The organism is Azospira sp. I09 (assembly GCF_009177135.1).
In the GTDB taxonomy this organism is placed as follows: Bacteria; Pseudomonadota; Gammaproteobacteria; order Burkholderiales; family Rhodocyclaceae; genus Azospira; species Azospira oryzae.
In genome coordinates, this window is the sequence record NZ_AP021844.1 from 607,926 (window position 1) to 633,958 (window position 26,033).

Below are 26,033 nucleotides of genomic sequence, written 5' to 3' on the forward strand. Positions count from 1 at the left end.
TGAGTCGCGAATTGGCATGCCAAGCGAGGCAGAGGGAAAGTATCGGTCTCTGTCGTGGGCGTAGCCGGGTCGAGAGCAGCGGCGACCCGCCGGGCGTCGTCGCCCCCAGGTCGGTTGTGGCAAAGCGGAGGAAAGGGCGGCGTGAGGGCGCTCCATTCCATGCCGGATCCTGCCGGCGCCACCGGCGCTGCGGTCGCCGTCTGTTCGCAGAGCGCCTGTTCCCCGCTGCTACTTGCCGAACAGCCCCTTGATGGCTTTGCCGACGCCTTCGGCGGCTTCCACGGTTTTCTGGCCCACGGTACCGACGCCCTTGGCCAGGCCTTCGAAGCTGATGCCGAAGGTGTCGGCGATGGAGGCGCCGACCTTGGTGGCGAAGCTTTCGTTGAGATGGAACTGGGGGTCCTTCAGGTTGCCCTCGAGGACGAACTTGATGTCGATGCGGCCGTTCTTGTCCTTCAATAGGCCGAGCACCGCCTGGCGCGGCATGCCCATGAAGGTGCTGCCGTTGCTATCCAGTTCCAGCTGGTTCAGCACCAGATTGCCCGGGGCCCTGAGGCGCTGCTCCTTGACCACGGAGTGCAGGTCCAGGTCCAGGCTGCCCTTCTTGACGCCGGTTTCGGCAGCCTTCACCAGATAGGGCTGGAGGGCCACCAGGTCCACCTGGCGGAAGGTGCTGGTGATGTCCGAATCCCGGGTGGCCAGGTCCATCCAGCCCTTGATGCTGATGCGGCCGTCCTGGCGCACGCCCTTCAGCACGCCGTCCAGGGCCAGCCGGGTGCGGCCGGCAAGGTCGGGCAGCTGGATGTCCTGCACCGTGGCGTCGAGCTGTTCCAGGCGGATTTTCAGGGCAGGCTTGCGCACCGTGGCGTCGAAAAATTCCAGCACGGCGCCGGTCAGTTCGATGCGGCCCAGGTGCACCCGGGGCGGCGGCGTCTTCTCGGCCTGCTCCGCCGGCGCCGGATGTTCCAGCAGGTTAGGCACCACCCGCATCTTGCCGTCGGCGCTGCGCAGGGCCGAGACATAGGCGCCTTCGATGCGGATGGAGGACACCCGGATGGGCTGGCCCAGCAGGCTGCGCAGGTCGGGACTGACGACGATGCGCTCGGCCCGCAGGGTGTCGGCTGCCGGCCAGCCTGCGGGGGCCTTGAGGCGCAGCTTGAGGATTTCCACCTCGCTCCAGCCGAGGCGGATTTCCCCCACTTCGCTGTCGGGCCCCAGGGCCTGCTGCACCTGGTCCTTGAGCAGCCGGGTGCCAACCTGGAGGCCGGCGACGGCGAGCACGATCAGGGTGACGGCGAGGATGAGGAGGGCGGAGAGCCAGCGCTTGAGTCGGGTCATGGCAGCAGTCGGTACGAGGAGGGCGAGGGAGATGGTAGATGGTCGATGGCGAGGATAGCACCGCCACCCTGGCGGCATAAAGCCGGGATGGGGCGGCCTGGTGCGGGGTCGCGGCTTCAGCGCCTGAGGGCGGCGATGAATTCGTCGCTGTCGAAGCCGTCCTTCATGTGGTGGCCGCGCACGATCAGGTAGGGCACGCCGTTGCCGCCATAGCTCTGCATTTCCTGCTCGCAGTGGCGGTCGATGCTCATGTTGCAGTCGGTGTAGGCAAATCCGTACTGGCTCAGCCAGGAGCGGGCCTGGGCGCTGTAGGGGCATTCGCTGGTGGTGTACATCACCACTTCGCCGGGGCCGACGCTGCGGGCCAGGGCCTGCAGTTCGTCGAGACTGGGTGAGGTGCCGGACGCAACTGTGGCGGCCCCCGCGACATCGGTGCCGGCATAGTGACGCCAGCCCAGGTGGACGGCGCCGGCCAGGATCAGGATGAGGAACAGCTTGGGCATGGGGAAGGCTTTGGGTGACGAGGCTGTCAGTCTAACGTCATGGCGGCGGTGGGTGTGCGCAAGCCCCTTAGCCGAACAGTTCCAGGGGCCCCTCGTCCATCAGGGCGATCTGTTCTTTCAGTTCCAGGATGCGTTCTTCCCAGTAGCGCTGGCTGCCGAACCAGGGGAAGGCGGCGGGAAAGGCCGGGTCGTTCCAGCGGCGGGCCAGCCAGGCGCTGTAATGGACCAGGCGCAGGGTGCGCAGGGCCTCCACCAGATGCAGTTCCCGGGGATCGAAGTCCATGAAGTCCCGGTAGCCGGCCAGCACGTCATCCAGCTGCCGCTGCTGTTCCCGGCGGTCGCCGGAGAGAAGCATCCACAGGTCCTGGATGGCCGGGCCCGTGCGGCTGTCGTCGAAGTCCACGAAATGGGGGCCGGCATCGGTCCACAGCACGTTGCCCATGTGGCAGTCGCCGTGCAGGCGCAGGCTGGCGACGTCGCCGGCCCGTTCGAAGCAGCGGCGGGCGCCGTCCAGGGCCACGTTCACCGTGCCTTCCCAGGCGTTTTTCAGTTCCGGCGGAACGAAGCCGCCGGCCAGGAGGAAGTCCCGGGGCTCCTCGCCGAAGCTGTGCAAGGTCAGGGCCGGCCGCTCCCGGTAGGGGGCGAGGGCGCCGACGGCGTGGATGCGGGCGATGAAGCGGCCCAGCCATTCCAGGGTGTCCGGGTCCGACAATTCCGGTGCCCGGCCGCCGCGGCGGGGGAACAGGGCCAGCCGGTGTTCGCCGCAGTGGTGCAGGGTGCGGCCGCCGATCTCCAGGGGGGCGACCACGGGAATTTCCCGCTCCGCCAGTTCCCGGGTGAAGGCGTGTTCTTCCAGGATGGCGCCATCACTCCAGCGGCCCGGGCGGTAGAACTTGGCGACGACAATGTTGTGGCCGGCCAGGGGCTCGTCCAGCCACAGCTGGTACACCCGGTTTTCGTAGCTGTTGAGGGCCAGCTGGCGGCCGTCCGGCAGCAGGCCCAGGCTTTCCAGGGCGTCGAGCACCGCGTCCGGGGTCAGGCTGGCGTAGGGCGGCGGGGCTTGGGTTTCGGGCATGGTGGGGTCCGGCTTTGCGCGTAGAATGGGCCCATTGTAACCGGCCGCCCCGAGAGCCGCGCCCCATAAGGAGTCCGCCATGTCTCCCCTGAGTCCCGATGCGCTGAAAATCTACTGGTCCGCCGACGAGGTGGCCACCAACCTGCTGGTCTTCGTCAACCTGTTGGGGGCTTTGCTGCTGGGTTTCATCGTCGGCTACGAGCGCTCCTACCACGGTCGGGCCGCCGGCATGCGCACCTACGGCCTGGTCTGCATGGCCTCGGCGGCCCTGGTGGTGATCATCGGCTATCCCGGCTACTGGTATGGCGGCCAGGGATTGCAGCCCGCGGCCACCGATCCCACCCGGGTGATCCAGGGCATCGTCACCGGCATCGGCTTTCTCGGTGCCGGGGTCATCATGCGCGAGGGCTTCACCATCAGCGGCCTGACCACGGCGGCCTCCATCTGGGCCTCGTCGGCCATCGGCATCCTGGTGGGAGTTGGGTTCTACGCGGCGGCCATCCTGCTGGCCCTGTTGTCGGCCACCTGCATGATGCTGGTGTCCCGGCTGGAGGGCTGGCTGCCGTCGCGGCAGGCGGTGGCCATCACCATGCGTTTCCGGGCCGGCTTCACGCCGCGCCAGGATGTGCTGGCCCGGGCCGCCCTGACGCGGGGTTACGAACTGGCGCCGGGCAGTTTTGCCATCGGCTACGATGCCGGCCAGGCCGAATGGCGCTTCGTCGCCGTATCCCTGGGCAAGGCCAACGGCACGCCCATCACCCAGCTGGCGGAGGAACTGGCCAGCTTCGAGGGCGTGGACAGCTTCAAGCTCTCCCACGCCCGCAACTGAGTCCCTACTTGCCGGTGTCGCTCCCGGCCTTTTCCGCCTTGCCCTGTTCCACCAGCTTGCCCAGCTTCTGGGTGAAATAGCCGGCGTAGGCCAGGGCCGCCAGGGTGAGGCCGGCCAGCAGCAGCTGGGTGCCGCTCATCTGGCCCGGGGTCAGGTTGTTCATGGTGGAGTAGCCCAGCACCAGGGCGGCGATGAAGCCGCCGATGACCTGCATCAGGGCGAAGACTTTTTGCGCTTTGAGGGGGGGAGTGGCCATGGCGGAACGGATATTTGGCTGAAAGTGGGCGATTGTAACGGATGGGGCGCCCAACTCCTGCGATAATGGCGGCCTTTCGCGGGATTTTCCCGGCGTCCGACGCCCCTTCCCGTCGCATCCTATTTGAGATTTCAGGCAAGACATGACAATACAGTGGTTCCCCGGCCATATGACCTCGGCCCGCAAGAAGGCCGCCGAAACCATGGAGTTCGCCGACGTGGTGATCGAAGTGCTCGACGCCCGTCTGCCCGAAGCCAGCCGCAACCCCATGATCGAGGAACTGCGCAAGCACCGCCAGCGGCCCTGCCTCAAGCTGTTGAACAAGTCCGACCTGGCCGACCCGGCCGTGACCCAGGCCTGGCTCGACTACTACAAGCAGCAGCCCGACGTGAAGGCCGTGGCCATCTCCTGCAAGAAGCCCGGCGAGGTGGCCCGCATCCCGGCCCTGGCCCAGACCCTGGCGCCCCACCGCAACAGCAACGTCAAGCCCCTGCGGCTGATGATCATGGGCATCCCCAACGTGGGCAAGTCCACCCTGCTCAACGCCCTGGTCAAGCGCAAGGTGGCGGCGGTCGGCGACCAGCCGGCGGTGACCAAGCAGCAGCAGCGCATGGATCTGGGCCCGCGCCTGTCCATCGTCGATACCCCGGGCCTGATGTGGCCCAAGATCGAGCTGGCCAGCGACGGTCTGATGCTGGCCGCCAGTCATGCCGTCGGCCCCAATGCCTACATTGACGAGGAGGTGGGGGTGTATCTGGCGGAACTGCTGTTGCAGCGCTATCCCCAATGCCTGGAGGCCCGCTACGGCCTCAAGGCGGCCGAGACCGATGCGGTGGGCGTGGTGGAAACCGTGGCCCGCAAGCGGGGCTGCATCATCAAGGGCCGGGCCGGCGAGCTGGACCTGGAGAAGGCCTCCCTGATCCTGCTCAACGACTACCGCAACGGCACCCTGGGCCGCATCAGCCTGGAGACGCCGGAGAGCCGGGCCGCCCTGCTGCAGGCTGCTGCCGCGGGCCAACTGGCGCCGCCGGAAGAGGCGCCGGGCGCGGACGAATAACAGCCGCCACCAGAAAAAAAGGCCTGTCAGCGACAGGCCTTTTTTTTTGCGCCCGCTTCGCCGGGCTAGTGCTGATGCTGCTGCATCATTTCCTTGAAGCGGGGATCCTTCATCATCTCCGCCGGGTTGAAGGTGCCCATGTTGGGCATGATGATGTCGCCCGGTTTCTGGCCCTTGGCGCAGGGGCCCAGCCAACGGGTCTCCTGGGTCATCCTGGTTTCCTTCATGCCCTGCAGCGGCGGGCTGTAACGCATGGTCATGTCGCTCTTGTAGCCGCTGGAGAAATCCCCGGTGAGGACGCCATCGGTGGTCACCGTGGTCTTGTCCATGCGGCAGACGGTATGGATGGTGACCTTGTTGCCGCTCTGCTTGACGTCCATGGCGCTACAGTCCGGCTTCTGGCCGGGCTGCTCCTGCATCAGGTTGTCCGTGTTGGCGTCCACGCACATCTTCATGGGGCCGGGGCTGGGGGCGCCGACGATCTGGGTGTGGATTTCCCACAGACCCGACTTGCGCTTGGGCAGCTCGGCGGACCAGGCGGAAAGGGACAGGCTGCCGGCGAGGACGGAGCAGACGGCCAGGACCAGGGGATGACGGAAGGGAGAGGGCATGGCGGCTCCTTTGCCTGAAAGGGGACTCTGCAACGCCGGAACGGTTATCCGGTGGCGTCGAGTGTAGCAAAACTGCCCGTTGCTACGGGGCAGGTTTTCAGGCAGGTATTACAGGAAAGGAGCGCCGCAGCGGGTGGCGCTGGGAGGACGGCGGCGCCGGCCTCAGCGGAAGGCGGAGATGTAGGCGTTGCCGTTGTAGTGGGCAGAGGCCTCGCCCCGGTGGGAGCGGAAGGTGACTTCAAAACGGTGGCCCAGGGGGCGTACTGCGATGACTTCGTAATGCTCGTCGTCTCCCTTGCAGAAGTCGACAATCCGGTCGCCCGGCATGAGTTCTTTTACTTTCACTAAGCTTTGTTTCCTTGAGTTGATCAGCACCCTGCGAAGTTCCGCGTCGGCGGGGATGGCGCAGGGTGCCGTGGCGCGCCTAGCGGCGGCGGCGTGCGGGGGCGGGGCCCCGGGCACCTTCGCCGAGGTGGCGGAAGGTGATGCGACCCTTGGTCAGGTCGTAGGGGGACATTTCCACGGTGACCTTGTCACCCATGAGCACCTTGATGCGGTGCATTTTCATTTTGCCTGAACCGTAGGCGAGGATTTCCACGCCGTTGGCCAGGGTGACGCGATAGCGGGATTCGGGCAGCACTTCCATGACGGTGCCTTCAAATTCGAGGGCTTCTTCCTTGGACATTCAGTTCTCCGTTTGGTCTGCCCCATTCCTGTCGGACAGGCGGAACAGCGCGAGGTGGATCAGAGCCGGGCGCACAAACACATGGCGCAAGCCGGCCGGGGGCTGATGCGATCTCTTCTGGACGTAGTTCCGGGGCAGCGCCTGGGGCGTGGCCGGCAACAAGCACGAATGCATCTGGGGATGACTCGGGGCGCAGGGCGCCGAGGGTACCGCAAGGGCGGAGGGCTTGAGGGCAGAGGGGGCATCACGTTGGCCGAGGTGATGCTATTCGGCCAAGGTGCAGCAGTGTACTGCATTTCCCCCGGGGACGTCGGAATATCTTTACATCCCCGGGGAAAAGGGGGAGGGGGCTAGAACTTCTCGTCGCTGCGCAGGTAGCGCCACTGGCCCGGCGGCAGCTTGCCGAGGACCACGCTGCCGATGCGGATGCGCTTCAGGCCCACCACCTTCAGACCCACCAGCTCGCACATGCGGCGGATCTGGCGCTTGCGGCCCTCGCGCAGGACGAAGCGCAGCTGCTCCTCGTTCTGCCAGGAGACGTGGGCCGGCTTGAGCTTGACGCCATCCAGGCTGAGGCCGTGGTTGAGCAGGGCCAGGCCGTTTTCGATCAGTTCGCCCTCGACCCGCACCAGGTATTCCTTTTCCACGGTGGAGTCTTCGCCGATCAGGCGCTTGGCCACGCGGCCGTCCTGGGTCAGCACCAGCATGCCGGTGGAGTCGATGTCGAGCCGGCCGGCAGGGGCCAGGCGGCGCAGGTGGGCGCTCTTGAAGCGGGTGCCGCCCTTGTCCTCTTCCCAGCGGTTTTCCGGCTGGACCAGGACCACGGCGGGCTCGTAGCCGTCCTCGGCCTGGCCGGAGACGTAGCCGATGGGCTTGTGCAGGATGATGGTGACGCTTTCCGCCTGGTGCTTGCGGGCTTCCGGATCGACCTCGATGCGGGCCGTGGGCACGATGCGGGAACCCAGTTCGCTCACCACCTTGCCGTCCACCTTGACCCAGCCGGCCTCGATCCATTCGTCCGCTTCGCGGCGGGAACACAGGCCCTGCTCCGACATCACCTTGGACAGGCGCGGCAGTTCGCTGGGATTGCCGCGGTCGCCCCGGGGCGGCCGGGTAGCGGCGGAGCGCTCGCCCGTGGCGGCATCGTCGCGCCGCGGCGCGGGACGGCGGGGGGCGTCGTCGAAACGGCGGGCCGGTTTGGCGAAATCGCCCGCCGGCTTGCCGCGGAAGGGCCGTTCCCGGTCGCCGTAGGTCCGTTCGCCGCCTTCGCGGCGGGGGCGCTCCGCCCGTTCACCGTCCCGGGCGTAGGCCGGACGGGCGGGGGCGTCGCCACGCCGGGGCGGGCGACCGTCCTCACTGCGGGGCTTGCCGAAAGGGGCGGCGGGCTTGCGTTCGCCGTAGCTGCGCTCGCCGTCCTCGCGGCGGGGGGTGCGGGGCCCACGGGGGGCATCCCCATCCCGGCCGTCGCGGGCGTAGGCGGGCTTGGCGGGCCCATCGCTGCGCCGGGGTGGGCGGCCATCGGCCTGGCGCGGCGGCCGCTCATCGCGGCCGGCGGGCTTGCCCCGGGCCGGGCGGTCCCGGTCGCCATAGGGGCGTTCGCCGTCTTCCCGGCGGGGGCGGCGCGGTGCTTCACCATTCCGGTCATTGCGGCTATCACGACCATCGCGGCCGTAGGCCGGCTTGCCGGGGGCGTCGCTGCGCCGCGGCGGACGGGCATGGTCGCTGCCTTCCCGGCGCGGCTGTTCGCCTTCGCTGCGGCGGCGGGGTGACTCTTCACTGCGCGGTGCGGAGCGGCGGGGGGCCTCGTCCCGGGCCGGGGTTTCCGCCCGGGGCTGGTTGCGGGTGGCGCGGTTGCCGCCGCGGATGGGCTTGCGTGCCGGATCGCGGGAGGGTTCGCTGCTGGCGTCGCCGGCTTTTTTACTCGGCAGTTTGAGGGTGGAGCGGGTCATGGTGGGGCCGTGGAAATCTTCAGGCCTCGCAGTGTACGCCAAGTGGGGCATCCCAAGCGGGAAAACGTCGCCGCCTGCCGCCGTGCGGCGCGGGGGGAGTCGTGGCAGCGGCAATGCCGGTGGTGCGTCGCCAAGTGGGGCGGCCAGCGTGGCCGCAGGTTTTGCCGCATGGTGCCCTGGCGCCGTTGGACGAGTGCCGGCAGCGCCGTGTCGGCCCCATCCATATAAAAAGCGGCACTCCCGGAGGAGCGCCGCTTTTTTCCGGCTTGGCCGGCGGACGGAGGTCAGACCCGCAGCAGCACCGTCTTCAGGGGCGGCTGGCCGTCCGGGCTGGGGAAGTCGGCCTCGGGGAGAATCCATTCGGCCGCCCGCACTTCCCGGCCGGCCTTGCGGGCGCTGCGCTGCAGCTGGTCGAGCCAGGCGTCGCGCTGCACTTCGGCCACGTTGTTGCAGCAGACCAGGGTGCCGCCTTCGGCGGTGGCCAGCAGGGCCGGCTTGAACAGGGCCGGGTAGTCGTTCACCAGGTCCACCACGCCAAAGGGGCTCTTGGCGTAGCGGGGGGGGTCGAGGAACACCAGGTCGAACTGGCGGGGCTCCAGTTCGATGAAGGGGGGCATGCGCTTGCCTCGCACCATCTTGGGCTGGCCGATGCCGGCCAGCTGGCGGATGGCGGGGAAGACGTCGCTCTTGATGAAGCGGGGCCGGTGATTGAGTTCGTTGAGGGCGGCGTTGCTCTTGCCCACGGCCAGGCTGCTTTCGGCGAAATCCACATTGACGACGAAGGCGGCACCGGCCTTGGCGGCGGCGATGCCGACGCCGCAGGTGTAGGCGAAGAGATTGAGCACGGACTTGCCGACGGCTTCCTGCATGATGCGGCGGCGGCCGGCCCGCAGGTCCAGGAACAGCCAGGGGTCCTGGCCGGCGTGGCGGGCCTGGATCAGGTAATTGACGCCCAGTTCGCTGAACTGCCGCGGGCGGTGGGCCGGTTCCACCTTTTCCGGCGGCAGATCGTTGGCGATGCGGGAATTGGCGCGGCTGCGGTCGTTGTAGATGCAGTCCAGGCCGGGCAGGACGCCGGCGTAGAAGGCTTCCAGTTCGGCCAGTTCGCCGGCTTCCAGGGGCGTGTGGAAGCTCTGCACCAGCAGCAGGTCGCCGTAGCGGTCCACGGTGAGGCCGGAGCGGCCTTCGACGCTGCCGTGGAAGAGGCGGTAGGCATTGGTGCCTTCGGCGTGCAGCTGGGGCAGCAGTTCGCTGCGGGCGGAATAGGCGGCGGCCAGGCGGTCGCTGAGCAGGTCTGACATGGGGACTCCGGTGCTGCTGAGGGGGAGGCCGGCGCCCGGGCGGCGGTCGGCAGGGGTGCGGCGGAGCGGCGGCGGGCTGGTGCCCGGCGGCCGGCCCCGACGACGGGCAGGCCGGCATTGTAGCGGAAGGCCTGCCGCGGTGCTGGCCTATCGCTGCAAACAGTGCCGTGGAAACAGCAGCTTGGCCACCGCTGCGGCCTCTTGCCGAGGTTCAGGCGGGGCGGCCGCGGCCCCGCTGCTTGCGCCGGCCTTCCAGGGCCCGGCGCAGGCGGGCGGCGGTGTCCGGCAGGTCGATGGGGTGGGCGGGGGCCAGCTCGTTGCTGCGACTGCGCAGCTGCTCCAGGGACGGGGGAAAGTCCTCCTGCTTGCAGGCGAAGGCGATCTGGTTGCCTTCCTCCTGGGCGTCGATCAGCAGCACCCGGCCGTCGAAGCACTGGCGCAGGCGGCCCAGGTAGAGCTGCAGCAGGTCGTCGCCGGCCCACAGGTTCACCACCATGACGCCGCCGGGCTTGAGGCGGGCGTAGCAGTAGTCGTAGAAGGCGGTGGTGCAGAGCTGGCGCGGCAGACCGTCGAGGCAGAAGCCGTCGATGAGCAGCACGTCCACGCTGTCCTCCATGGCCCGGATGTAGTCGGCCCCGTCGGCGCAGACGACGCGAAAATTGTCGCCGTCCGGCGGCAGGCGGAACTCGTCACGCAGGGCGATCACCGCCGGGTCGATTTCCACCGCAGTGAAGTCCACCCCGGGCAGGCGCTGCAGGCAGTACTTGGCCAGGGAGCCGCCCCCCAGGCCGATCATGGCGATGCGGGCCGGCTCCGGATGGAGCAGGAGGAAGCCCATCATGGAGCGGGTGTAGCCCAGGGTGAGGGCCGTGGGGTCGGCCTTGGACATGGTGCTCTGCACCGTGCGGAAGTCGAAGTGGAGGGCCAGTTCGTCCGCCTCGTCCTTGAGGTAGGGGCGGCCGCTGAGGCGCTCGGGCGGCACGCTCTGGCGCAGTTCGTAGTCGTCGTCCCGGGCCATGGGTCAGGTGCCGGCGTAGCGGCCGGGGCGGTGATTGACGGCGATGACGAAGTTGAGGGCGACGGCGCCGAGGATGGAGAGCAGCACGTGGTAGGGGTCCCGCACCAGCAGGGCAGCCGAAAGGATGGCCACGTCGGCGGCCATCTGCACGTGGCCGGCGCGCCAGCCGCGCCGCTCCTGCAGATACACGGCCATGACGCCGAGGCCGCCGAGGCTGGCCCGGTGGCGCACCAGCATGAGCAGGCCGATGCCGGTGAGAAAGCCCCCCATGAGGGCGGCAAAGACCGGCTCCAGGCTGGCGAAGGCGACGTGGGCCGGCAGCAGCTCCGTATAGAGGGAGAGCAGGGCCACGGCGATGAAGGTCTTGAGGGTGAAGTTCCAGCCCAGGGCCCGCACCGAGAAGAAGTAGAAGGGCAGGTTGATGAGGAAGAAGGCGGGGCCGAACGGCAGATCGAGGCCGTAATGGGCGAGGAAGGCGAGGCCGGTGGTGCCGCCGGTGAGGAGACCGGCATGGCGGAACAGCAGCACGGCGAAAGCGACCACCAGGGGCGCCACCAGGAGGGCCTGGAGGTCTTCGAAGAGGCTGTGGCGGGGCGGGGCGGGGGGCTGGGTAGTCAAGGCAGGGTGGGAGCAGGCGTGAGGGGCGTAGTGTAAGCCATGGGGCGGCAGGCGTAGAATCCGCCCTCACTCAACGACCGGGAACCGCCATGGAAGAGCGTCTGAACGAACTGGAAATCAAGCTCAGCTTTGCCGACGATGCCATCGACGAACTGAACCGCACCGTCTTCCGCCAGCAGCAGCTGATCGAACAACTGCAGCACGACCTGCGGGCCCTGCGGCAGCAGATGCTGGCCAGCCTGCCGGAAGAAAAGCGCACCCTGCAGGACGAGATTCCGCCTCATTATTGAGCTACTTTTTTGCCACAGAGGGCACAGGGAACACAGAGAAGAGTAATGCCAAGTCGTTGGTTTACCTCTGTGTTCTCTGTGCCCTCTGTGGCTAAAGGTTTTTCCCCCACTCAGTGGGGCATGAGCTGGATGCTGCGGTTCTTGCGCATCTTGCCCACCACGTGCATTTCGCACTTCACGCAGTCGAACTTCAGGGTCAGGCGCTCGCCGTTGTTCACCAGGGTCAGGGGATCGGGCTTTAAGCCCTTCACTTCCTTGGGGCACAGGTTGAAGCTGTGGCGCAGGCAGTGCTTGGTGATCATCAGGGAAACGGCGCCCTTTTCCTCGTCCGCCTCGTAGGCCGCGGCGATCAGTTCCACCCCGTGCTTGAGGTAGAACTCCCGGGCCTTGCGGTTGTACACATTGCCCAGGTAGGTCAGTTCCACTTCCGGGTAGAGGGCCGGCGGTTCCACCGGTTTGGCCCGGGGCGGGCGCTGGTAGGCGGCGGCCCGGGCCGCATCCAGAGCGGCCACCGCTTCCCGGCGCAGGGCGTTGATGGCGCCGGCGGGCAGGAACCAGGGCTGGGACAGCTGCAGCTCCACCCCGTCGGCCACGTACAGGGTGTTGCCCAGCTTGGCCAGGTTTTCCCGGAGGCCGGCCAGGGCCCGTTCGCCGTTCTGGGCGGCTTCCCGGGCGTGGGCCAGGGGCACGCTGACGGCTACGCCGGTTTCGTCGGTCAGGGTCAGGGCGAAGCCGTCGCCGCTTTCGGCGAAGACCATGCTGATGCCCACCCGGCGTTCCGCCGACTTCTTTTCCAGGATGCGTTCGAATTCCTGGTCCCGGTTGCGGTGGATGGCGGTGCCCACGGCCAGGTCCGCCGGCACTTCGTTGGGCGTGCAGCGCCAGGCCGCGCCCACCTTATCCGCCGTATTGAGGCGCAGGCCCACCAGTTCGCCGTGACCGTCGAAATAGGAGAGGCCGTCGCCGTTGTGCAGGGCTTCCGCCGTCTCGACCTCGAACCAGCCCTTGCCCAGGCGGCTCACCTTGCCGATGGCCGGGCCGGAGAAGGCGGGGGTGTCGAAGGCGCCCACTTCGCTGTGGCCCCGGCCGTGCACAAAGTAGTCGGTGGCGCCCCGGTTGAAGGTCTTTTCCGGCTGGGGGGTGAAGAAGAAGGTGCTGCGGCCGGCGGAGGAACGGGTGAATTGGGGATGCTGCGCCAGGATGCCGTCCAGCAGGGTGCGGTAGTGGGCGGTGATGTTCTTGACGTAGGAGAGGTCCTTCAGCCGGCCTTCGATCTTGAAGGAGCTGATGCCGGCCTGGGCCAGGGCCAGCAGGTTGGCGCTCTGGTCGTTGTCCTTCATGGAGAGCAGGTGCTTGTCGCTGGCGATGATCTGGCCCTGCTCGTTTTCCAGGTCGTAGGGCAGGCGGCAGGCCTGGGAGCATTCGCCCCGGTTGGCGCTGCGGCCGGTGTGGGCGTGGCTGATGTTGCACAGGCCGCTGTAGCTGACGCAGAGGGCGCCGTGCACGAAAAACTCCAGGGCGATGTCGGTCTGGGCGGCAATCTGGCGGACCTGTTCCAGGTCCAGCTCCCGGGCCAGGACGATCTGGGAGAAGCCCACGTCCTGCAGGAAGCGGGCCTTGTCCACGGAACGGATGTCGGTCTGGGTGCTGGCGTGGAGCTGGATCGGCGGCAGGTCGAGCTGCAGCAGGCCCATGTCCTGGATGATGAGGGCGTCGGCGCCGGCGTCGTGGCATTCCCAGGCGATGCGGCGGGCCGTCTCCAGTTCCTCGTCCTTGAGGATGGTGTTGAGGGCTACCAGTACCCGGGCGTTGTAGCGGTGGGCGAATTCGCTGAGGCGGGCGATGTCGGCCACGCTGTTGCCCGCATTGGCCCGGGCGCCGAAGGCCGGGCCGCCGATATAGACGGCGTCGGCGCCGTGGACGATGGCTTCCATGCCGAAGTCGGCATTCTTGGCGGGGGCGAGGAGTTCAAGCGGGTGGGCGAGGGGATGGGGCATGGGGGAATCTTTTTTGCCACAGAGGGCACAGAGAACACAGAGTAAAAGCGGGAAAGCCGTAACGCCATGGGTACGGGCAGGCGTTACTTGGTGCGCCGCAGGCGACAGGAGTTCAGATTATTTCAGCTGGCCGCTGGAAATGACACTGCCAGAAGAGGCAGGAGGGACGCCATTCTTCGCGGTGCAGTGGTGAAGAATGGCGCCAATATTACCTCTCCAGCCAGCAGGTTTTCGCTCTCTGTGTTCTCTGTGCCCTCTGTGGCAAAGGTTCTTACAGGAAACGTTCGAGAAACTTGCGGCTGGGCTTGTCCAGGGCCTGGCGGTTGCGGATCAGGTACTGCACGCCGTGGCTGTCGGAAATGAGCAGGGCCTGCTGGTTGAGGCGGCGGATGTCGTCCTCGCCCTTGAGCACCAGGCGGGCGTTGCCCCGGTCCGTTTCCACGTCCCAGGTGCTGGGGGTGGCGAAGCTGGAGACGTGCACGATGCGGGAGATGACCGGCATGAACTCCCGGTTGGCCAGTTCTTCGACCACCAGTTGCCGCGGGCCTTCCGGCAGGTCGGCCAGGCGCTCGATCCACAGCAGTTCCTTGCCGTGGGCGTTGACCAGGGCCAGGCCCTCGTCCGGGGCGGTGATGCCGAAGGCGCGCACCGGCACCACGCCTTCGTGGACGTCGCCCTCGGCACCGGTGAACACCAGCTGGCCGAAGGGATTGCGAATCAGGGTGAAATTGCAGGGCGTCATGGCGTTCATTCCTCGCTCTCACGCTCGGCCAGCTGCTCGTCGAGCTGCTTGGTCTGGGCGGTGTACAGGCGGTAGTAGGCGCCTTCCTTGGCGATCAGTTCGTCGTGCTGGCCTTCTTCCACCACCACGCCGCGATCCATGACCACCAGCCGGTCGGCCTTGCGCAGGGTGGACAGGCGGTGGGCGATGGCGATGGTGGTGCGGCCCTTGATCAGGTTGTCCAGGGCGCCCTGGATTTCCAGTTCGGTTTCCGTATCCACGGCGGAAGTGGCTTCGTCCAGGATCAGGATCTTGGGGTCGATGAGCAGGGCCCGGGCGATGGAGATGCGCTGGCGCTCGCCGCCGGAGAGGGCCTGGCCCCGTTCACCCACCAGGGAGTCGTAGCCGTGGGGCAGGCGCAGGATGAACTCGTGGGCATGGGCGGCCCGGGCGGCGGCGACGATTTCCTCCCGGCTGGCGTCCGGCTTGCCGTAGGCGATGTTCTCGGCAATGGTGCCGAAGAAGAGGAAGGGCTCCTGCAGCACCAGGCCGATGTGCTTGCGGTATTCGGACACGGGAATGTTGCGCACGTCCACGCCGTCGATGCAGATGGCCCCTTCGCCCACATCGTAGAAGCGGCAGATGAGGTTCACCAGGGTGCTCTTGCCGGAGCCGGAGTGGCCCACCAGGCCGATCATCTCGCCCGGGTTGATCTTCAGGTCCACGCCCCGCAGCACGGTGCGGTTGCCGTAGCGGAAGCCCACCCGCTCCACGGTGATGCCGCCTTCCACCTTGGTCAGGTGCTGGGGCTTGACCGGTTCCGGCACGCTGGAAACGTGGTCCAGGATGTCGAAGATGCGCTTGGCGCCGGAAGCTGCCTTCTGGGTGTGGGAGACGATGCGGCTCATGGAATCGAGGCGGGTGTAGAAGCGCCCGATGTAGGCCAGGAAGGCAGCCAGGGTGCCCACGGTCACCTGGTTCTTGGTCACCAGCCAGATACCCAGGCCCCAGACGATGAGCAGGCCCACTTCCGTGAGCAGGGTGATGGTGGGGGAGAAGAGGGACCACAGCCGGTTCACCCGGTCATTGGCCTCCAGGTTGCGCTGGTTGGCGTCCTTGAAACGGCTGGTTTCCCGCTTTTCCTGGGCGAAGGCCTTGACCACCCGGATGCCCGGGATGGTGTCGGCCAGCACGCTGGTGACGCCGGACCAGACCCGGTCGATCTGCTCGAAGCCGTGGCGCAGCTTGTCCCGCACCACATGGATGAGCCAGACGATGAAGGGCAGGGGAATGAGGGTCACCGCCGCCAGCCAGGGATTGATGGAGACCAGGATCACCGCCGTCATGGTGATCATCAGCACGTCGGTGAAGAAGTCCAGCAGGTACAGGGAGAGGAAGACGCAGATGCGGTCCGACTCACTGCCGATGCGGGCCATCAGGTCGCCGGTGCGCTTGCCGCCGAAGTATTCCAGGGACAGCTTGAGCAGGTGCTCGTAGGTCTGGCTGCGCAGGTCAGCGCCGAGGCGCTCCGACACCAGGGCCAGGATGTAGGTCTTGGCCCAGCCCAGGCCCCAGGCCAGCAGGGCCGAACCCAGCAGGCCGCCCAGATAGAAGTAGACCTTGCCGGTGTCCAGGGGCTGGCCGTTCTGATAGGGGATCAGCACCTCGTCCATGAGGGGCATGGTCATGTAGGGCGCCACCAGGGTGGCGGCGGTGGAGATCAGGGTCAGGATGAAGCCGGCCAGCAGCTGGCCCCGGTAGGGCCGGGCAAAGCGCCACAGGCGGAACAGGGTCCAGGTGGAGGGTGGGGTGTACAGCTCCTTGGCGCAGCTCGGGCAGTCGTCCTGGCCCGGCACCAGGGGGGCGCCGCAGCGGGCGCAGATGGCGGCGGGCGGGGCTTCCACGGGCTGGCCGCTGACGGCGGCATCCCGCTGCTGCTCGAAGTGGTCCAGCACCTGGCGGGCGTTGGTGTCCTTGCCCAGGGTGTGGCGCCAGCGGGCCAGCTGTCGCTGCTCGTCCACCAACTCCAGGCTGGCCACGCCGGCATGATCCCGACGCTGCAGGTGGAGGCCGGCCCGGTAGGGAAAGGCCTGCCAGGCAGGCTCTTCGCCGCTGCGGGCGATGAGCTGGCGGTCGGTGACCAGGACCAGGCCCCGGGCAAAGCGCAGGGTCTTGTCCAGGTCCAGTTCCAGGTGGGCCAGGATGGTTTCGTCCGGCCCCAGGAGGGCGGACAACTCCGTCAGCCAGGCACCGGGAAGCTCTTCCAGAGTGGTGGTGAGGGATGCGGATTGGGAGGACAGCTTGGAAATTTCCCGTAAGGGTTCTACGTTTTGTGAAATAATTTTTGCACCCGCCGGTGAACCAAAAGAAAAGTTGCGCGTTGATTTTACCTTACAAAGGAGAGTCCCCCGGAAAAACGGGCCAGGTTGATCCCTTCTTGGGCTACATCGGAAATTGCGCGGAAGCTAAGCTAAACGCAGTTTTCCCCAAGGAGTTGACCTGAGCCTGCAGGTTCCCCGGTTCCGGCACAAGGTATGAGCCACAAGACAATCAAATTTCTGAGCATTACCCATCTCAAGGGTCCCAACGTCTGGACCTACACCCCCGTCCTCGAAGCCCTGATCGACATCGGCGATCTGGAGGACTGTCCGTCCAACACCATCCCCGGTTTCTACGAGCGCCTCTCATCCTGGCTGCCCGGCCTGGTGGAACACCGCTGCAGCTATGACGAGCGCGGCGGCTTCCTGCGCCGGGTGGAAGAGGGGACCTGGCCCGGCCACATCATGGAGCACGTCTCCCTGGAGCTGCAGGCCCTGGCCGGCATGCCCGGCGGCTTCGGCCGCGCCCGGGAGGTGCCGATCCGCGGTGTCTACAAGGTGGTGGTGACGGCCTGGCACGAGATGGTCACCCGCTACGCCCTGGAAGCGGCCCGGGACCTGGTCATGGCCGGGATCGAGGACAAGCCCTTCGATGTGGCGGCGGCGGTGAGCCACCTGCGGGAGCTGGTGGACGACTACTGTCTCGGCCCCTCCACCGGCTGCATCGTGGAAGCCGCCGAGAGCCGGCATCTGCCCTTCATCCGCCTGTCCACCGGCAACCTGGTGCAGCTGGGCTACGGTTCCCGCCAGCGCCGCATCTGGACGGCCGAGACGGACCGCACCAGCGCCATTGCCGAAAGCATCTCCCGGGACAAGGACCTGACCAAGAGCCTGCTGGCCTCCTGTGGCGTGCCGGTCCCCGAGGGCGTCACCGTCAAGTCGCCGGAAGATGCCTGGGAAGCGGCCGAGGACATCGGCCTGCCGGTGGTGGTCAAGCCCAGCGACGGCAACCATGGCCGCGGCGTGTTCACCAACCTGACCACCCGGGAAGAGATCGAGACCGCCTTCAGCGTGGCCCAGGACGAAGGCAGCGAAGTCATCGTCGAACGTTTCATTCCCGGCAACGAACATCGCCTGCTGGTGGTGGGCGGCCGCATGGTGGCCGCCTCCCGGGGCGAGACCGCCCAGGTGGTGGGGGACGGCAAATCCACCGTGCTGGAACTGATCGAACTGCAACTGAATTCCGATCCTCGCCGCGGCAACAGCGAAGATCATCCGCTCAACCGGGTCCGCCTGGATTCCGCCGCCCGCCTGGAGGTCCGGCGCCAGGGCTTCGAGCCCGACGGCGTGCCGCCGGAAGGCAAGGTGGTGGTGATCCAGCGCAACGGCAACGTCTCCATCGACTGTACCGCCGAAGTGCATCCGGATACGGCCGAGACCGTGGCCCTGGCGGCCCGCATCGTCGGTCTGGACATCGCCGGGGTGGACCTGGTGGTGGAGGACGTGTCCAAACCCCTGGCCGACCAGGGCGGCGCCATCGTCGAGGTCAATGCCGGTCCCGGCCTGCTGATGCACATCAAGCCCGCTGCCGGCGAGCCCCAGCCTGTGGGCAAGGCCATCGTCGAACACCTGTTCCCCAACGGCGACAGCGGTCGCATCCCCGTGGTGGGCATCAGCGGCGGCAAGGGCAAGACCACCGTGGCCCGCGTCGTCACCCGCCTGCTCGAATTGTCCGGCCACTACACCGGCTTGGCCTGCAGCACCGGTCTGTACCTGGATCGCCGCCTGGTGGAAGCCGGGGACCGGGCCCAGTGGGATACGGCCCGCCGCGTCCTGATGAACCGTTCGGTGCAGGCTGCCGTGATCGAGAACAGCGCCACTTCCATCGTCACCGAAGGCCTGGCCTACGACCGTTGCCAGGTGGGGGTGCTGACCAATTTCGAGCCCATCGAGGACCTCAGCAAGTACTACATGGACTCCCCGGAGAAGCGCTTCACCACCCTGCGTACCCAGGTGGACGTGGTGCTGCCCACCGGCGTCGCCGTGCTCAATGCCCGGGAACCCCAGCTGGTGGAGATGGCCGAGCTGTGCGATGGCGAGGTGATCTATTTTGCCGCCGATCCGGGCCTGCCGGTGCTGGCCGAGCACCGCTCCAAGGGCGGTCGTGCCGTGTTGCTGCGGGAAGGTGGCGTGGTCCTGGCCAAGGGCTGGGAGGAAACCAAGCTGCTGGACCTGGCCCAGGTGCCCATGGCTGCCGGCGGCGAAGCCTTCCAGGCCGAGAACGTGCTGGCCGCCGTGGCCACGGCCCGGGCCCTGGACATTGCCCCCGAGGTGATCCGCGCTGGCCTGGAAACCTTCGTGCTGGACGCCGCACCCGCCATTTGATGATTGCCGACTGACGAGACGCCTGTCCCGGGCTTTCCCGGGCAGGCCCGACTAAACGGTCACAACAGGATTTTTTATGGAAGTCTCCCGCATCCGAGCCCTGCGCGGCCCCAACCTGTGGAGCCGCCACACCTCCATCGAAGCCATCGTTACCTGTAGCGAGGCCGAGCGCTTTTCCCCCGCCTCTTCCGCCCTGCTGGAAAGTTTCCTCGACCGGCTGCTGGAGCGCTTCCCGGAAATCGGCCTGGTCATGCCGGCCGGTGCCGCCGCCCTGCCGTCCGTGGCCCACGCCCTGCAATTTGCGGCCCTGGGCCTGCAGGCTTCCGCCGGCTGCCCGGTGACCTTCAGCCGCACTTCCGAAACCCTGGACCCCGGGGTTTACCAGGTGGTGGTGGAATACACCGAGGAGCCCGTCGGGCGCCTGGCCTTCGACCTGGCCGTGTCCCTGTGCCAGGCGGCCCTGGAGAACACGCCCTTCGACCTGGACAATGTGCTGGCCCGCCTGCGGGAACTGGACGAGGACGTGCGCCTCGGTCCTTCCACCGGTTCCATCGTCGATGCGGCCATTGCCCGCAACATCCCCTTCCGCCGTCTGACCGAGGGCAGCCTGGTGCAGTTCGGCTGGGGCAGCAAGCAGCGCCGCATCCAGGCGGCCGAAATGGATTGCACCAGCGCCATTGCCGAATCCATCGCCCAGGACAAGGAGCTGACCAAGGAACTGCTGCGCGCCGCCGGCGTGCCGGTGCCCTGGGGCCGGACCGTGGCCGATGCCGACGATGCCTGGGCGGCCGCCCAGGAAATCGGTCTGCCGGTGGTGGTCAAGCCCCGGGACGGCAACCAGGGCAAGGGCGTGGCGGTCAACCTGAAGAGCGAGGCCGAAGTGCGCCAGGCCTTCGATGTGGCTTCCGAATTCCGCGATGATGTGATGGTGGAGCGCTATCTGCCCGGCCAGGACTTCCGCGTCCTGGTGGTGGGCAAGCAGCTGGTGGCGGCCGCCCGCCGCGATCCGCCCCAGGTCATCGGCGACGGCGTGCATACCATCCGCCAGCTGGTGGACCAGGTGAATGCGGACCCGCGCCGGGGTGAGGGCCATGCCACCTCCCTGACCAAGATCCGCTTCGATGAAATCGCCCTGGCCACCCTGGCCCGGCAGAACTACAACGCCGACTCGGTGCCGCCCCGGGGCGCCCGGGTGCCCCTGCGCAACAACGCCAACCTTTCCACCGGCGGCTCGGCCACCGACGTCACCGACGACGTCCATCCCGAACTGGCGGCCAAGGCCGTGGCCGCGGCCCAGATGGTGGGCCTGGACATCTGCGGCGTGGACGTGGTGTGCGAGACCGTGCAGCGTCCCCTGGAAGAGCAGGGCGGCGGCATCGTTGAGGTCAATGCGGCCCCCGGCCTGCGCATGCACCTGCAGCCTTCCTTCGGCAAGGGCCGGGCGGTGGGCGAGGCGGTCATCTCCACCATGTATCCGGACGGCGACGACGGCCGCATCCCGGTGGTGGCCGTGGCCGGCACCAACGGCAAGACCACCACGGTGCGCCTGATTTCCCACCTGTTCACCTGCAATGGCCAGCGCACCGGCATGACCGGCACCGACGGCGTCTATATCCAGGGCAAGCGCATCGACACCGGCGACTGCTCCGGTCCGAAGAGCGCCCGCAACGTCCTGCTGCACCCGGACGTGGATGCAGCCGTGCTGGAAACCGCCCGGGGCGGCGTGTTGCGCGAGGGCCTGGGGTTCGACCGCTGCAACGTGGCCGTGGTCACCAACATCGGCATGGGCGACCACCTGGGCCTGGCCTACATCAACACCGTGGAAGACTTGGCGGTGGTGAAGCGGGTCATCGTCGAGAACGTGGCCAACAACGGCACCGCCGTGCTCAATGCCACCGACCCCATCGTCGCCCGCATGGCCGAGTCCTGCCCGGGCAGCGTCACCTTCTTCGCCGCCGATCCGCACCATCCGGTGATGGCCACCCAGTTCGCCCAGGGCCGTCGCGGCCTCTATGTGGAAGGCGGCGACATCGTGGCCGCCGAAGGTTCCACCGTGGTCCATCGCATCCCCCTCTCCGGCGTGCCCCTGACCCGCAACGGCAGCATCGGCTTCCAGGTGGAAAACGTCATGGCGGCCACCGGTGCCGCCTGGGCCATCGGCATCTCCTGGGAGGTGATCCGCCAGGGCCTGGCCACCTTCGTCAGCGACGCCTCCACCGCTCCCGGCCGTTTCAACCTGTTCGACTACAAGGGCGCCACCCTGATCGCCGACTACGGCCACAATCCGGATGCCATCCAGGCCCTGACCAACGCCATCGCCACCATGACGGCCAAGCGCCGTTCCGTGGTCATCAGCGGTGCCGGCGACCGCCGCGACGAGGATATCCGCCAGCAGACCCGCATCCTCGGCGGTGCCTTCGACGAGGTCATCCTGTACCAGGATGCCTGCCAACGCGGCCGCGCCGACGGTGAAGTGCTGGGCCTGTTGCGGGAAGGCCTGCAGGGCGCCAGCCGCACCCGGAACGTGGAGGAGGTGCGGGGCGAGTTCCTGGCCATCGACACGGCCCTGGCCCGGCTGAGCCCGGGCGACCTGTGCCTGATCCTGGTGGATCAGGTGGATGAAGCCCTGGAGCATATTGCCAAGCGCGTCAAAGAGGCTTGATTTTGCTACAATTCCGGGGTTTGCCTGACGGCGGGCCCCGGACGTTGTCCCCGGGCCGTTCTCTCAACCGCAATTTACAACCTGGAATCCGTGCCACCATCGCCCGCGGCGATGGCGACCCCCTGCTCAAGCTGCCATGTCCTCCGGACCATCCCGCCTGGTATTCATCGACGTCCTCAAGGCGTTTGCTTCCCAACTGATCGTTCTGCACCACCTGGCTTTCTACGGCCCCATGTCCGATGCCGCCCAGGAGCTGGTTCCCGGCCTCATCGGCTGGCTCAGCGAATATGCCCGCATCGCCGTCCAGGTGTTCCTGGTGGTGGGCGGCTTTCTCGCCATTCGCGCCCTGGCGCCCCAGGGCCAACTGCTGACGCGGCAGCCGGTCAATATGCTGGTGCGGCGTTACCTGCGCCTGGTGCCGCCGTTCCTGGCCGCCATGGCCATCGCCGTGGTCTGCGCCCATGTGGCCCGCCTGTGGATGGATCACGACTCCATCCCGGACAAGCCCGTGGCCCTGCAGGTGCTGGCCCACGCCTTCCTGCTGCACAACATCCTGGATTTCGATGCTCTCTCCGCCGGGGTCTGGTATATCGCCATCGACTTCCAGCTCTTCGCCCTGCTGGTCGGCCTGCTCTGGCTGGGGCGCTGGGGCCGGGAACGCATTCCCGCCATGGCCGGCGGTCGCAGCCGCGGCGTGCACAGCCTGGGCATGATTCTGGTGTTTTCCCTGGTGCTGGCTTCCCTGTTCCATTTTAACCGGGACGCCAGCTGGGATATCTGGGCCGTCTATTTCTTCGGCGCCTACGGCATGGGTGTGATGGCCTACTGGGCTTCCGAGCGGGGGCAGTCCCCCGTCTGGCTGGCCATCATCGCCTCGGTGGCCCTGGTGGCCCTGTTTCTGGATTTCCGCCTGCGCATCGCCGTGGCCCTGTGCGCTGCCCTGGCCCTGGGCCTGGCCCGGCGCAGCGGCTGGATGGAACGCTGGCCCCTGGGTTTGCCGGGCCAGACTGCCATCACCTTCCTCTCCCGGGTTTCCTATTCCGTTTTCCTGGTGCATTTCCCGGTCTGCCTGCTGGTCAATGGCGCTTTTGACCGCTTCGTCCCGGCGGAGCCTGCCCTGCAGCTGACGGGCATGGTCCTGGCCTGGCTGGGCAGCATCGTGGCGGGCACGGCCTTCCATTTCTATGTGGAAAGCCGCCAATGGAACCTCTCCGGAATGCTGCAAACCCTGTGGCGGCGCACTGCCAAGGCCTGATTCCGGGCCTGGCAATTAAAGTGAAACTTTAAGTCAACCGATTAAATCTCTCCTGCGTTATTGGCCTCATGGGGCAAGAAATTGTCCCGGTCATTCAAAGGAGAGTATCAAATGGGCAGTCTGAGCAACGAATCCTTCGAAGAATTCCTGGATTCCCTGAAACGGGCCGGAATCACCATCACCCGCGAAGATGAACTGCGCGAGCGCCTGGCCGAAGCCCAAAGCTGGCGTTACGCTTTCATGACCCTGGCCAACAATGGCCGTTCCATCGGTATCCGCTTTGAAGATCAGGGCGCCAGCCAGAATCTGGATGTGGTGCGCAACGCCTTCAGCGCCTACCAGTTTCCCGAGCAGTACGAAGCCGCCTTCGAAGCCAGCCTGCGCCCCCGCCACTAAGCGGGCCGCCCAGGTAAAGGGCCATCAAAGATTCCCAAAAATACCCGTCCTTGAGGCGGGTATTTTTTTGCTGGCCATCCCGACAGGGATGGCTAGGGCGAAATCTGAATTCGGGCTTTGACCTGCTTGAGGCCGCTGATCAGGGAAAAACTCATCAGGGCCAGCATGGTCCAGGATGACCATTTGCCCAGATGCACGGTGGCCCAGGCACCCAACTGGTTGGGATAGCGCCAGACGCCGAGAAAGGTGCCCATGTTCTCTGCCAGCCAGATGAAAAAGCCCACCAGGATGAAGCCGAGCAGGAAGGGCATGGAACGTTCCCGGTCCAGGGGGGTGAAAACGATGCTGCTGCGGGCGTAAAGCCCCAGGGCGAGGGCGGCCAGATACCAGCGGTAGTCGCCGATGAAGTGGTGGGTAAACAGGTTGAGATAGAGCAGCAGGGCCAGGCCGCCGCTCATCCAGTAAGGCGGGTGGCGTTCGATTCGCAGATGGAGGATGCGCCACGCCTGCATGACATAGCTGCCGACAGCTGCGTACATGAAGCCGGAGAACAGTGGTACGCCCAACACCTTGGTCAAGGCGGGGTCCGGGTAGCTCCAGGAGGCGATGGGAGCGGATACCTTGAAGACCTCTAGGGCGAATCCTGCCAGGTGGAAGAGCAGGATGGTCCGGGCTTCATCCCAGGTTTCAATGCGCCGCCACAGCAGCCATGCCTGCAAGGCCAGGGCGATCAGCAGGAGCAGGTCGTAGCGGGCGATGCCCAGCCAGCCCCCCCGCGGCACGACGAAGAGGGCGAGAAAGAACAGTCCGGCGAAGATGCAGGCCCGGGCTTCCTTGATGCCGAACCACCAGAATTCCGCCACGAAGCGCCGCCAGCCGCTCAGGGCTGGGCGTTCCTGCCGGTTTTCCAGATACAGGTCGAGGCGGCGCAAGGTGGCGTAAAGGGGCATGACGGCGGTCACTGGATGGAAAAAGCCCGCCAGGAGGCGGGCTTCGGGTTGTGGGGGCGGGCAGCCATGCCGGACGCTAGCGTTGGGAGGGCTGCCTGAGCCCTCAACGGCTGATGGGCTTGTAGCGGATGCGCTTGGGCTTGGCGCCTTCTTCGCCCAGGCGTTTCTTCTTGTCGGCTTCGTATTCCTGGTAGTTGCCGTCGAAGAAGGTCCATTGGGAATCGCCTTCGGCCGCCAGGATGTGGGTACAGATCCGGTCCAGGAACCAGCGGTCGTGGGAGATGATGAGGGCCGAGCCGGGGAATTCCAGCAGGGCGTCTTCCAGGGCCCGCAGGGTTTCCACGTCCAGGTCGTTGGAGGGTTCGTCCAGCAGCAGGACGTTGCCGCCCTCCAGCAGGGTCTTGGCCAGGTGCAGGCGGCCACGCTCGCCGCCGGAGAGGGTGCCGACCTGCTTCTGCTGGTCGCCGCCCTTGAAGTTGAAGCGGCCGATGTAGGCCCGGCTGGGCATTTCGAACTTGCCCACGGTGAGGATGTCGGCGCCGTTGGCGATTTCCTCGAAGACGGTCTTGTTGGCGGAAAGGTTTTCCCGACTCTGGTCCACGAAGGCCATCTTCACCGTGCTGCCGATCTTCACTTCGCCGCTGTCCGGGGCTTCCTTGCCGGTGATCATGCGGAACAGGGTGGATTTACCGGCACCGTTGGGACCGATGATGCCGACGATGGCACCGGCGGGGATCTTGAAGGACAGGTTGTCGATCAGCAGCCGGTCGCCGAAGGCCTTGGAGACGCCGTTGAACTCGATGACCTCGTTGCCCAGGCGCTCACCCACGGGGATGAAGATTTCCTGGGTTTCGTTGCGCTTCTGGTATTCGTAGCTGGAGAGTTCCTCGAAGCGGGCGATACGGGCCTTGGACTTGGCCTGGCGGCCCTTGGGGTTCTGCCGCACCCATTCCAGTTCCTGCTTCATGGCCTTCATGCGGGCGGCTTCCTGGCGGCCTTCCTGCTCCAGTCGTTCTTCCTTCTGTTCCAGCCAGGAGGAGTAGTTGCCCTTCCAGGGAATGCCCTGGCCCCGGTCCAGTTCCAGAATCCATTCAGCGGCGTTGTCGAGGAAGTAGCGGTCGTGGGTGACGGCCACCACGGTGCCGGGGAAGCGGCAGAGGAACTGTTCCAGCCATTCCACGGACTCGGCATCCAGGTGGTTGGTGGGTTCGTCCAGCAGCAGCATGTCGGGCTTGGAGAGCAGCAGCTTGCACAGGGCGACGCGGCGCTTCTCACCGCCGGACAGGTTCTTGATCAGCGCATCCCAGGCCGGCAGGCGCAGGGCGTCGGCGGCGATCTCCATCTGGGCTTCGGTGTCGCTGCCGGCGGCGGCCAGGATGGCCTCGCAGCGGGCCTGTTCCTCGGCCAGCTTGTCGAAGTCCGCATCGGGTTCGGCGTAGGCGGCGTACACCTCCTCCAGGCGCTGCTTGGCGCCCATGATCTCGCCCAGGGCCGATTCCACTTCCTGGCGCACGGTCTTTTCCGGATCCAACTGGGGTTCCTGGGGCAAGTAGCCGATGTTCAGGTTCGGTTGCCACTGCACCTCGCCGTCGTATTCCTTGTCGGCGCCGGCCATGATCTTCAGCACGGTGGACTTGCCGGAGCCGTTCAGGCCCAGCAGGCCGATCTTGGCGCCGGGGAAGAAGGAGAGGGAAATATCCTTGATGATCTGCCGCTTGGGCGGGACGATCTTGCTCACGCGGAGCATCGACATTACGTATTGGGCCATGGAGCACTCTTGATGGGTGGAATTCGGCTGAGCCGCGGGCGGGGCCGGCGG

Annotated in this window: 23 protein-coding genes; 7 read left to right on the forward strand and 16 right to left on the reverse strand. The window is 66.8% G+C overall.

Translation table 11 applies throughout. The features are described from left to right. Positions 1 to 228: 228 nt before the first annotated feature. The 3 genes from AZSP09_RS02750 to AZSP09_RS02760 all read right to left on the reverse strand — a co-directional run bounded on the left by AZSP09_RS02750 (position 229) and on the right by AZSP09_RS02760 (position 2,916). Positions 229 to 1,338, reverse strand: a complete 1,110-nt coding sequence (locus AZSP09_RS02750) for a DUF748 domain-containing protein (RefSeq protein WP_152089105.1) — start codon at positions 1,336 to 1,338, stop codon at positions 229 to 231. 116 nt (positions 1,339 to 1,454) lie between these two features. Further along, complete coding sequence (locus AZSP09_RS02755) at positions 1,455 to 1,841, reverse strand: glutaredoxin family protein (protein ID WP_152089106.1); 387 nt, start codon at positions 1,839 to 1,841, stop codon at positions 1,455 to 1,457. A 67-nt stretch (positions 1,842 to 1,908) separates the two neighbouring features. Beyond that, entirely contained in the window at positions 1,909 to 2,916 is a 1,008-nt protein-coding gene (locus AZSP09_RS02760) for a serine/threonine protein kinase (protein ID WP_152089107.1), read from the reverse strand. A 79-nt stretch (positions 2,917 to 2,995) separates the two neighbouring features. On the opposite strand from AZSP09_RS02760, the gene AZSP09_RS02765 reads away from it, so the two are divergent. Further along, positions 2,996 to 3,745, forward strand: coding sequence for an MgtC/SapB family protein (locus AZSP09_RS02765; protein ID WP_152089108.1), 750 nt, complete (start codon positions 2,996 to 2,998; stop codon positions 3,743 to 3,745). Positions 3,746 to 3,749: 4 nt separating this feature from the next. Here AZSP09_RS02765 and AZSP09_RS02770 read toward each other — a convergent pair whose 3' ends face one another. After that, positions 3,750 to 4,001, reverse strand: coding sequence for a hypothetical protein (locus tag AZSP09_RS02770; RefSeq protein WP_152089109.1), 252 nt, complete (start codon positions 3,999 to 4,001; stop codon positions 3,750 to 3,752). A 142-nt stretch (positions 4,002 to 4,143) separates the two neighbouring features. On the opposite strand from AZSP09_RS02770, the gene ylqF reads away from it, so the two are divergent. Further along, positions 4,144 to 5,058, forward strand: a complete 915-nt coding sequence (gene ylqF, locus AZSP09_RS02775) for a ribosome biogenesis GTPase YlqF (RefSeq protein WP_130458592.1) — start codon at positions 4,144 to 4,146, stop codon at positions 5,056 to 5,058. A gap of 65 nt (positions 5,059 to 5,123) precedes the next feature. On the opposite strand, the gene AZSP09_RS02780 is transcribed toward ylqF, so the two are convergent. The 7 genes from AZSP09_RS02780 to AZSP09_RS02810 form a co-directional block, all read right to left on the reverse strand. Continuing rightward, complete coding sequence (locus tag AZSP09_RS02780; protein WP_152089110.1) at positions 5,124 to 5,669, reverse strand: DUF3617 domain-containing protein; 546 nt, start codon at positions 5,667 to 5,669, stop codon at positions 5,124 to 5,126. A gap of 162 nt (positions 5,670 to 5,831) precedes the next feature. Continuing rightward, on the reverse strand, positions 5,832 to 6,014 hold the full coding sequence (locus AZSP09_RS02785; RefSeq protein WP_043798298.1) for a hypothetical protein: 183 nt from the start codon (positions 6,012 to 6,014) through the stop codon (positions 5,832 to 5,834). Between the two features lie 79 nt (positions 6,015 to 6,093). After that, on the reverse strand, positions 6,094 to 6,354 hold the full coding sequence (gene infA / locus AZSP09_RS02790; RefSeq protein WP_014237788.1) for a translation initiation factor IF-1: 261 nt from the start codon (positions 6,352 to 6,354) through the stop codon (positions 6,094 to 6,096). A gap of 350 nt (positions 6,355 to 6,704) precedes the next feature. Further along, positions 6,705 to 8,303, reverse strand: a complete 1,599-nt coding sequence (locus AZSP09_RS20210) for a pseudouridine synthase (protein WP_152089111.1) — start codon at positions 8,301 to 8,303, stop codon at positions 6,705 to 6,707. Between the two features lie 284 nt (positions 8,304 to 8,587). Beyond that, positions 8,588 to 9,604: a class I SAM-dependent rRNA methyltransferase gene (locus AZSP09_RS02800; RefSeq protein WP_130458589.1), complete on the reverse strand. Its 1,017-nt coding sequence runs from the start codon at positions 9,602 to 9,604 to the stop codon at positions 8,588 to 8,590. Positions 9,605 to 9,815: 211 nt separating this feature from the next. Continuing rightward, the gene (locus AZSP09_RS02805; protein WP_152089112.1) at positions 9,816 to 10,622 is read right to left on the reverse strand and encodes a fused MFS/spermidine synthase; all 807 of its coding nucleotides are present in this window, start codon (positions 10,620 to 10,622) and stop codon (positions 9,816 to 9,818) included. A gap of 3 nt (positions 10,623 to 10,625) precedes the next feature. Further along, a complete protein-coding gene (locus AZSP09_RS02810; protein WP_014237784.1) occupies positions 10,626 to 11,240 on the reverse strand; it encodes a YitT family protein in 615 nt (204 codons plus the stop codon). A gap of 89 nt (positions 11,241 to 11,329) precedes the next feature. Between AZSP09_RS02810 and AZSP09_RS02815 the strand changes: the two genes are divergently transcribed. After that, positions 11,330 to 11,530: a SlyX family protein gene (locus AZSP09_RS02815; protein WP_014237783.1), complete on the forward strand. Its 201-nt coding sequence runs from the start codon at positions 11,330 to 11,332 to the stop codon at positions 11,528 to 11,530. A gap of 110 nt (positions 11,531 to 11,640) precedes the next feature. Here AZSP09_RS02815 and AZSP09_RS02820 read toward each other — a convergent pair whose 3' ends face one another. From AZSP09_RS02820 to AZSP09_RS02830, 3 genes are all read right to left on the reverse strand, one after another. After that, the gene (locus AZSP09_RS02820) at positions 11,641 to 13,527 is read right to left on the reverse strand and encodes a peptidase U32 family protein (protein WP_152089113.1); all 1,887 of its coding nucleotides are present in this window, start codon (positions 13,525 to 13,527) and stop codon (positions 11,641 to 11,643) included. Between the two features lie 271 nt (positions 13,528 to 13,798). Then, positions 13,799 to 14,269, reverse strand: coding sequence for a cyanophycin metabolism-associated DUF1854 family protein (locus AZSP09_RS02825; protein WP_014237781.1), 471 nt, complete (start codon positions 14,267 to 14,269; stop codon positions 13,799 to 13,801). Positions 14,270 to 14,274: 5 nt separating this feature from the next. Then, positions 14,275 to 16,590, reverse strand: coding sequence for a cyanophycin metabolism-associated ABC transporter (locus AZSP09_RS02830; protein ID WP_442858684.1), 2,316 nt, complete (start codon positions 16,588 to 16,590; stop codon positions 14,275 to 14,277). A 192-nt stretch (positions 16,591 to 16,782) separates the two neighbouring features. Between AZSP09_RS02830 and AZSP09_RS02835 the strand changes: the two genes are divergently transcribed. The 4 genes from AZSP09_RS02835 (at position 16,783) to AZSP09_RS02850 (ending at position 23,264) form a co-directional block, all read left to right on the forward strand. After that, entirely contained in the window at positions 16,783 to 18,951 is a 2,169-nt protein-coding gene (locus AZSP09_RS02835) for a cyanophycin synthetase (RefSeq protein WP_152089114.1), read from the forward strand. Positions 18,952 to 19,027: 76 nt separating this feature from the next. Next, positions 19,028 to 21,613, forward strand: a complete 2,586-nt coding sequence (gene cphA, locus AZSP09_RS02840) for a cyanophycin synthetase (RefSeq protein ID WP_014237778.1) — start codon at positions 19,028 to 19,030, stop codon at positions 21,611 to 21,613. Between the two features lie 136 nt (positions 21,614 to 21,749). Continuing rightward, a complete protein-coding gene (locus AZSP09_RS02845) occupies positions 21,750 to 22,868 on the forward strand; it encodes an acyltransferase family protein (RefSeq protein WP_152089115.1) in 1,119 nt (372 codons plus the stop codon). Positions 22,869 to 22,979: 111 nt separating this feature from the next. After that, positions 22,980 to 23,264: a hypothetical protein gene (locus tag AZSP09_RS02850; protein WP_014237776.1), complete on the forward strand. Its 285-nt coding sequence runs from the start codon at positions 22,980 to 22,982 to the stop codon at positions 23,262 to 23,264. 92 nt (positions 23,265 to 23,356) lie between these two features. Here AZSP09_RS02850 and AZSP09_RS02855 read toward each other — a convergent pair whose 3' ends face one another. Continuing rightward, positions 23,357 to 24,214: a DUF817 domain-containing protein gene (locus tag AZSP09_RS02855; RefSeq protein WP_197739043.1), complete on the reverse strand. Its 858-nt coding sequence runs from the start codon at positions 24,212 to 24,214 to the stop codon at positions 23,357 to 23,359. 103 nt (positions 24,215 to 24,317) lie between these two features. Continuing rightward, entirely contained in the window at positions 24,318 to 25,982 is a 1,665-nt protein-coding gene (ettA, locus tag AZSP09_RS02860) for an energy-dependent translational throttle protein EttA (RefSeq protein ID WP_014237774.1), read from the reverse strand. Positions 25,983 to 26,033: the final 51 nt, after the last annotated feature.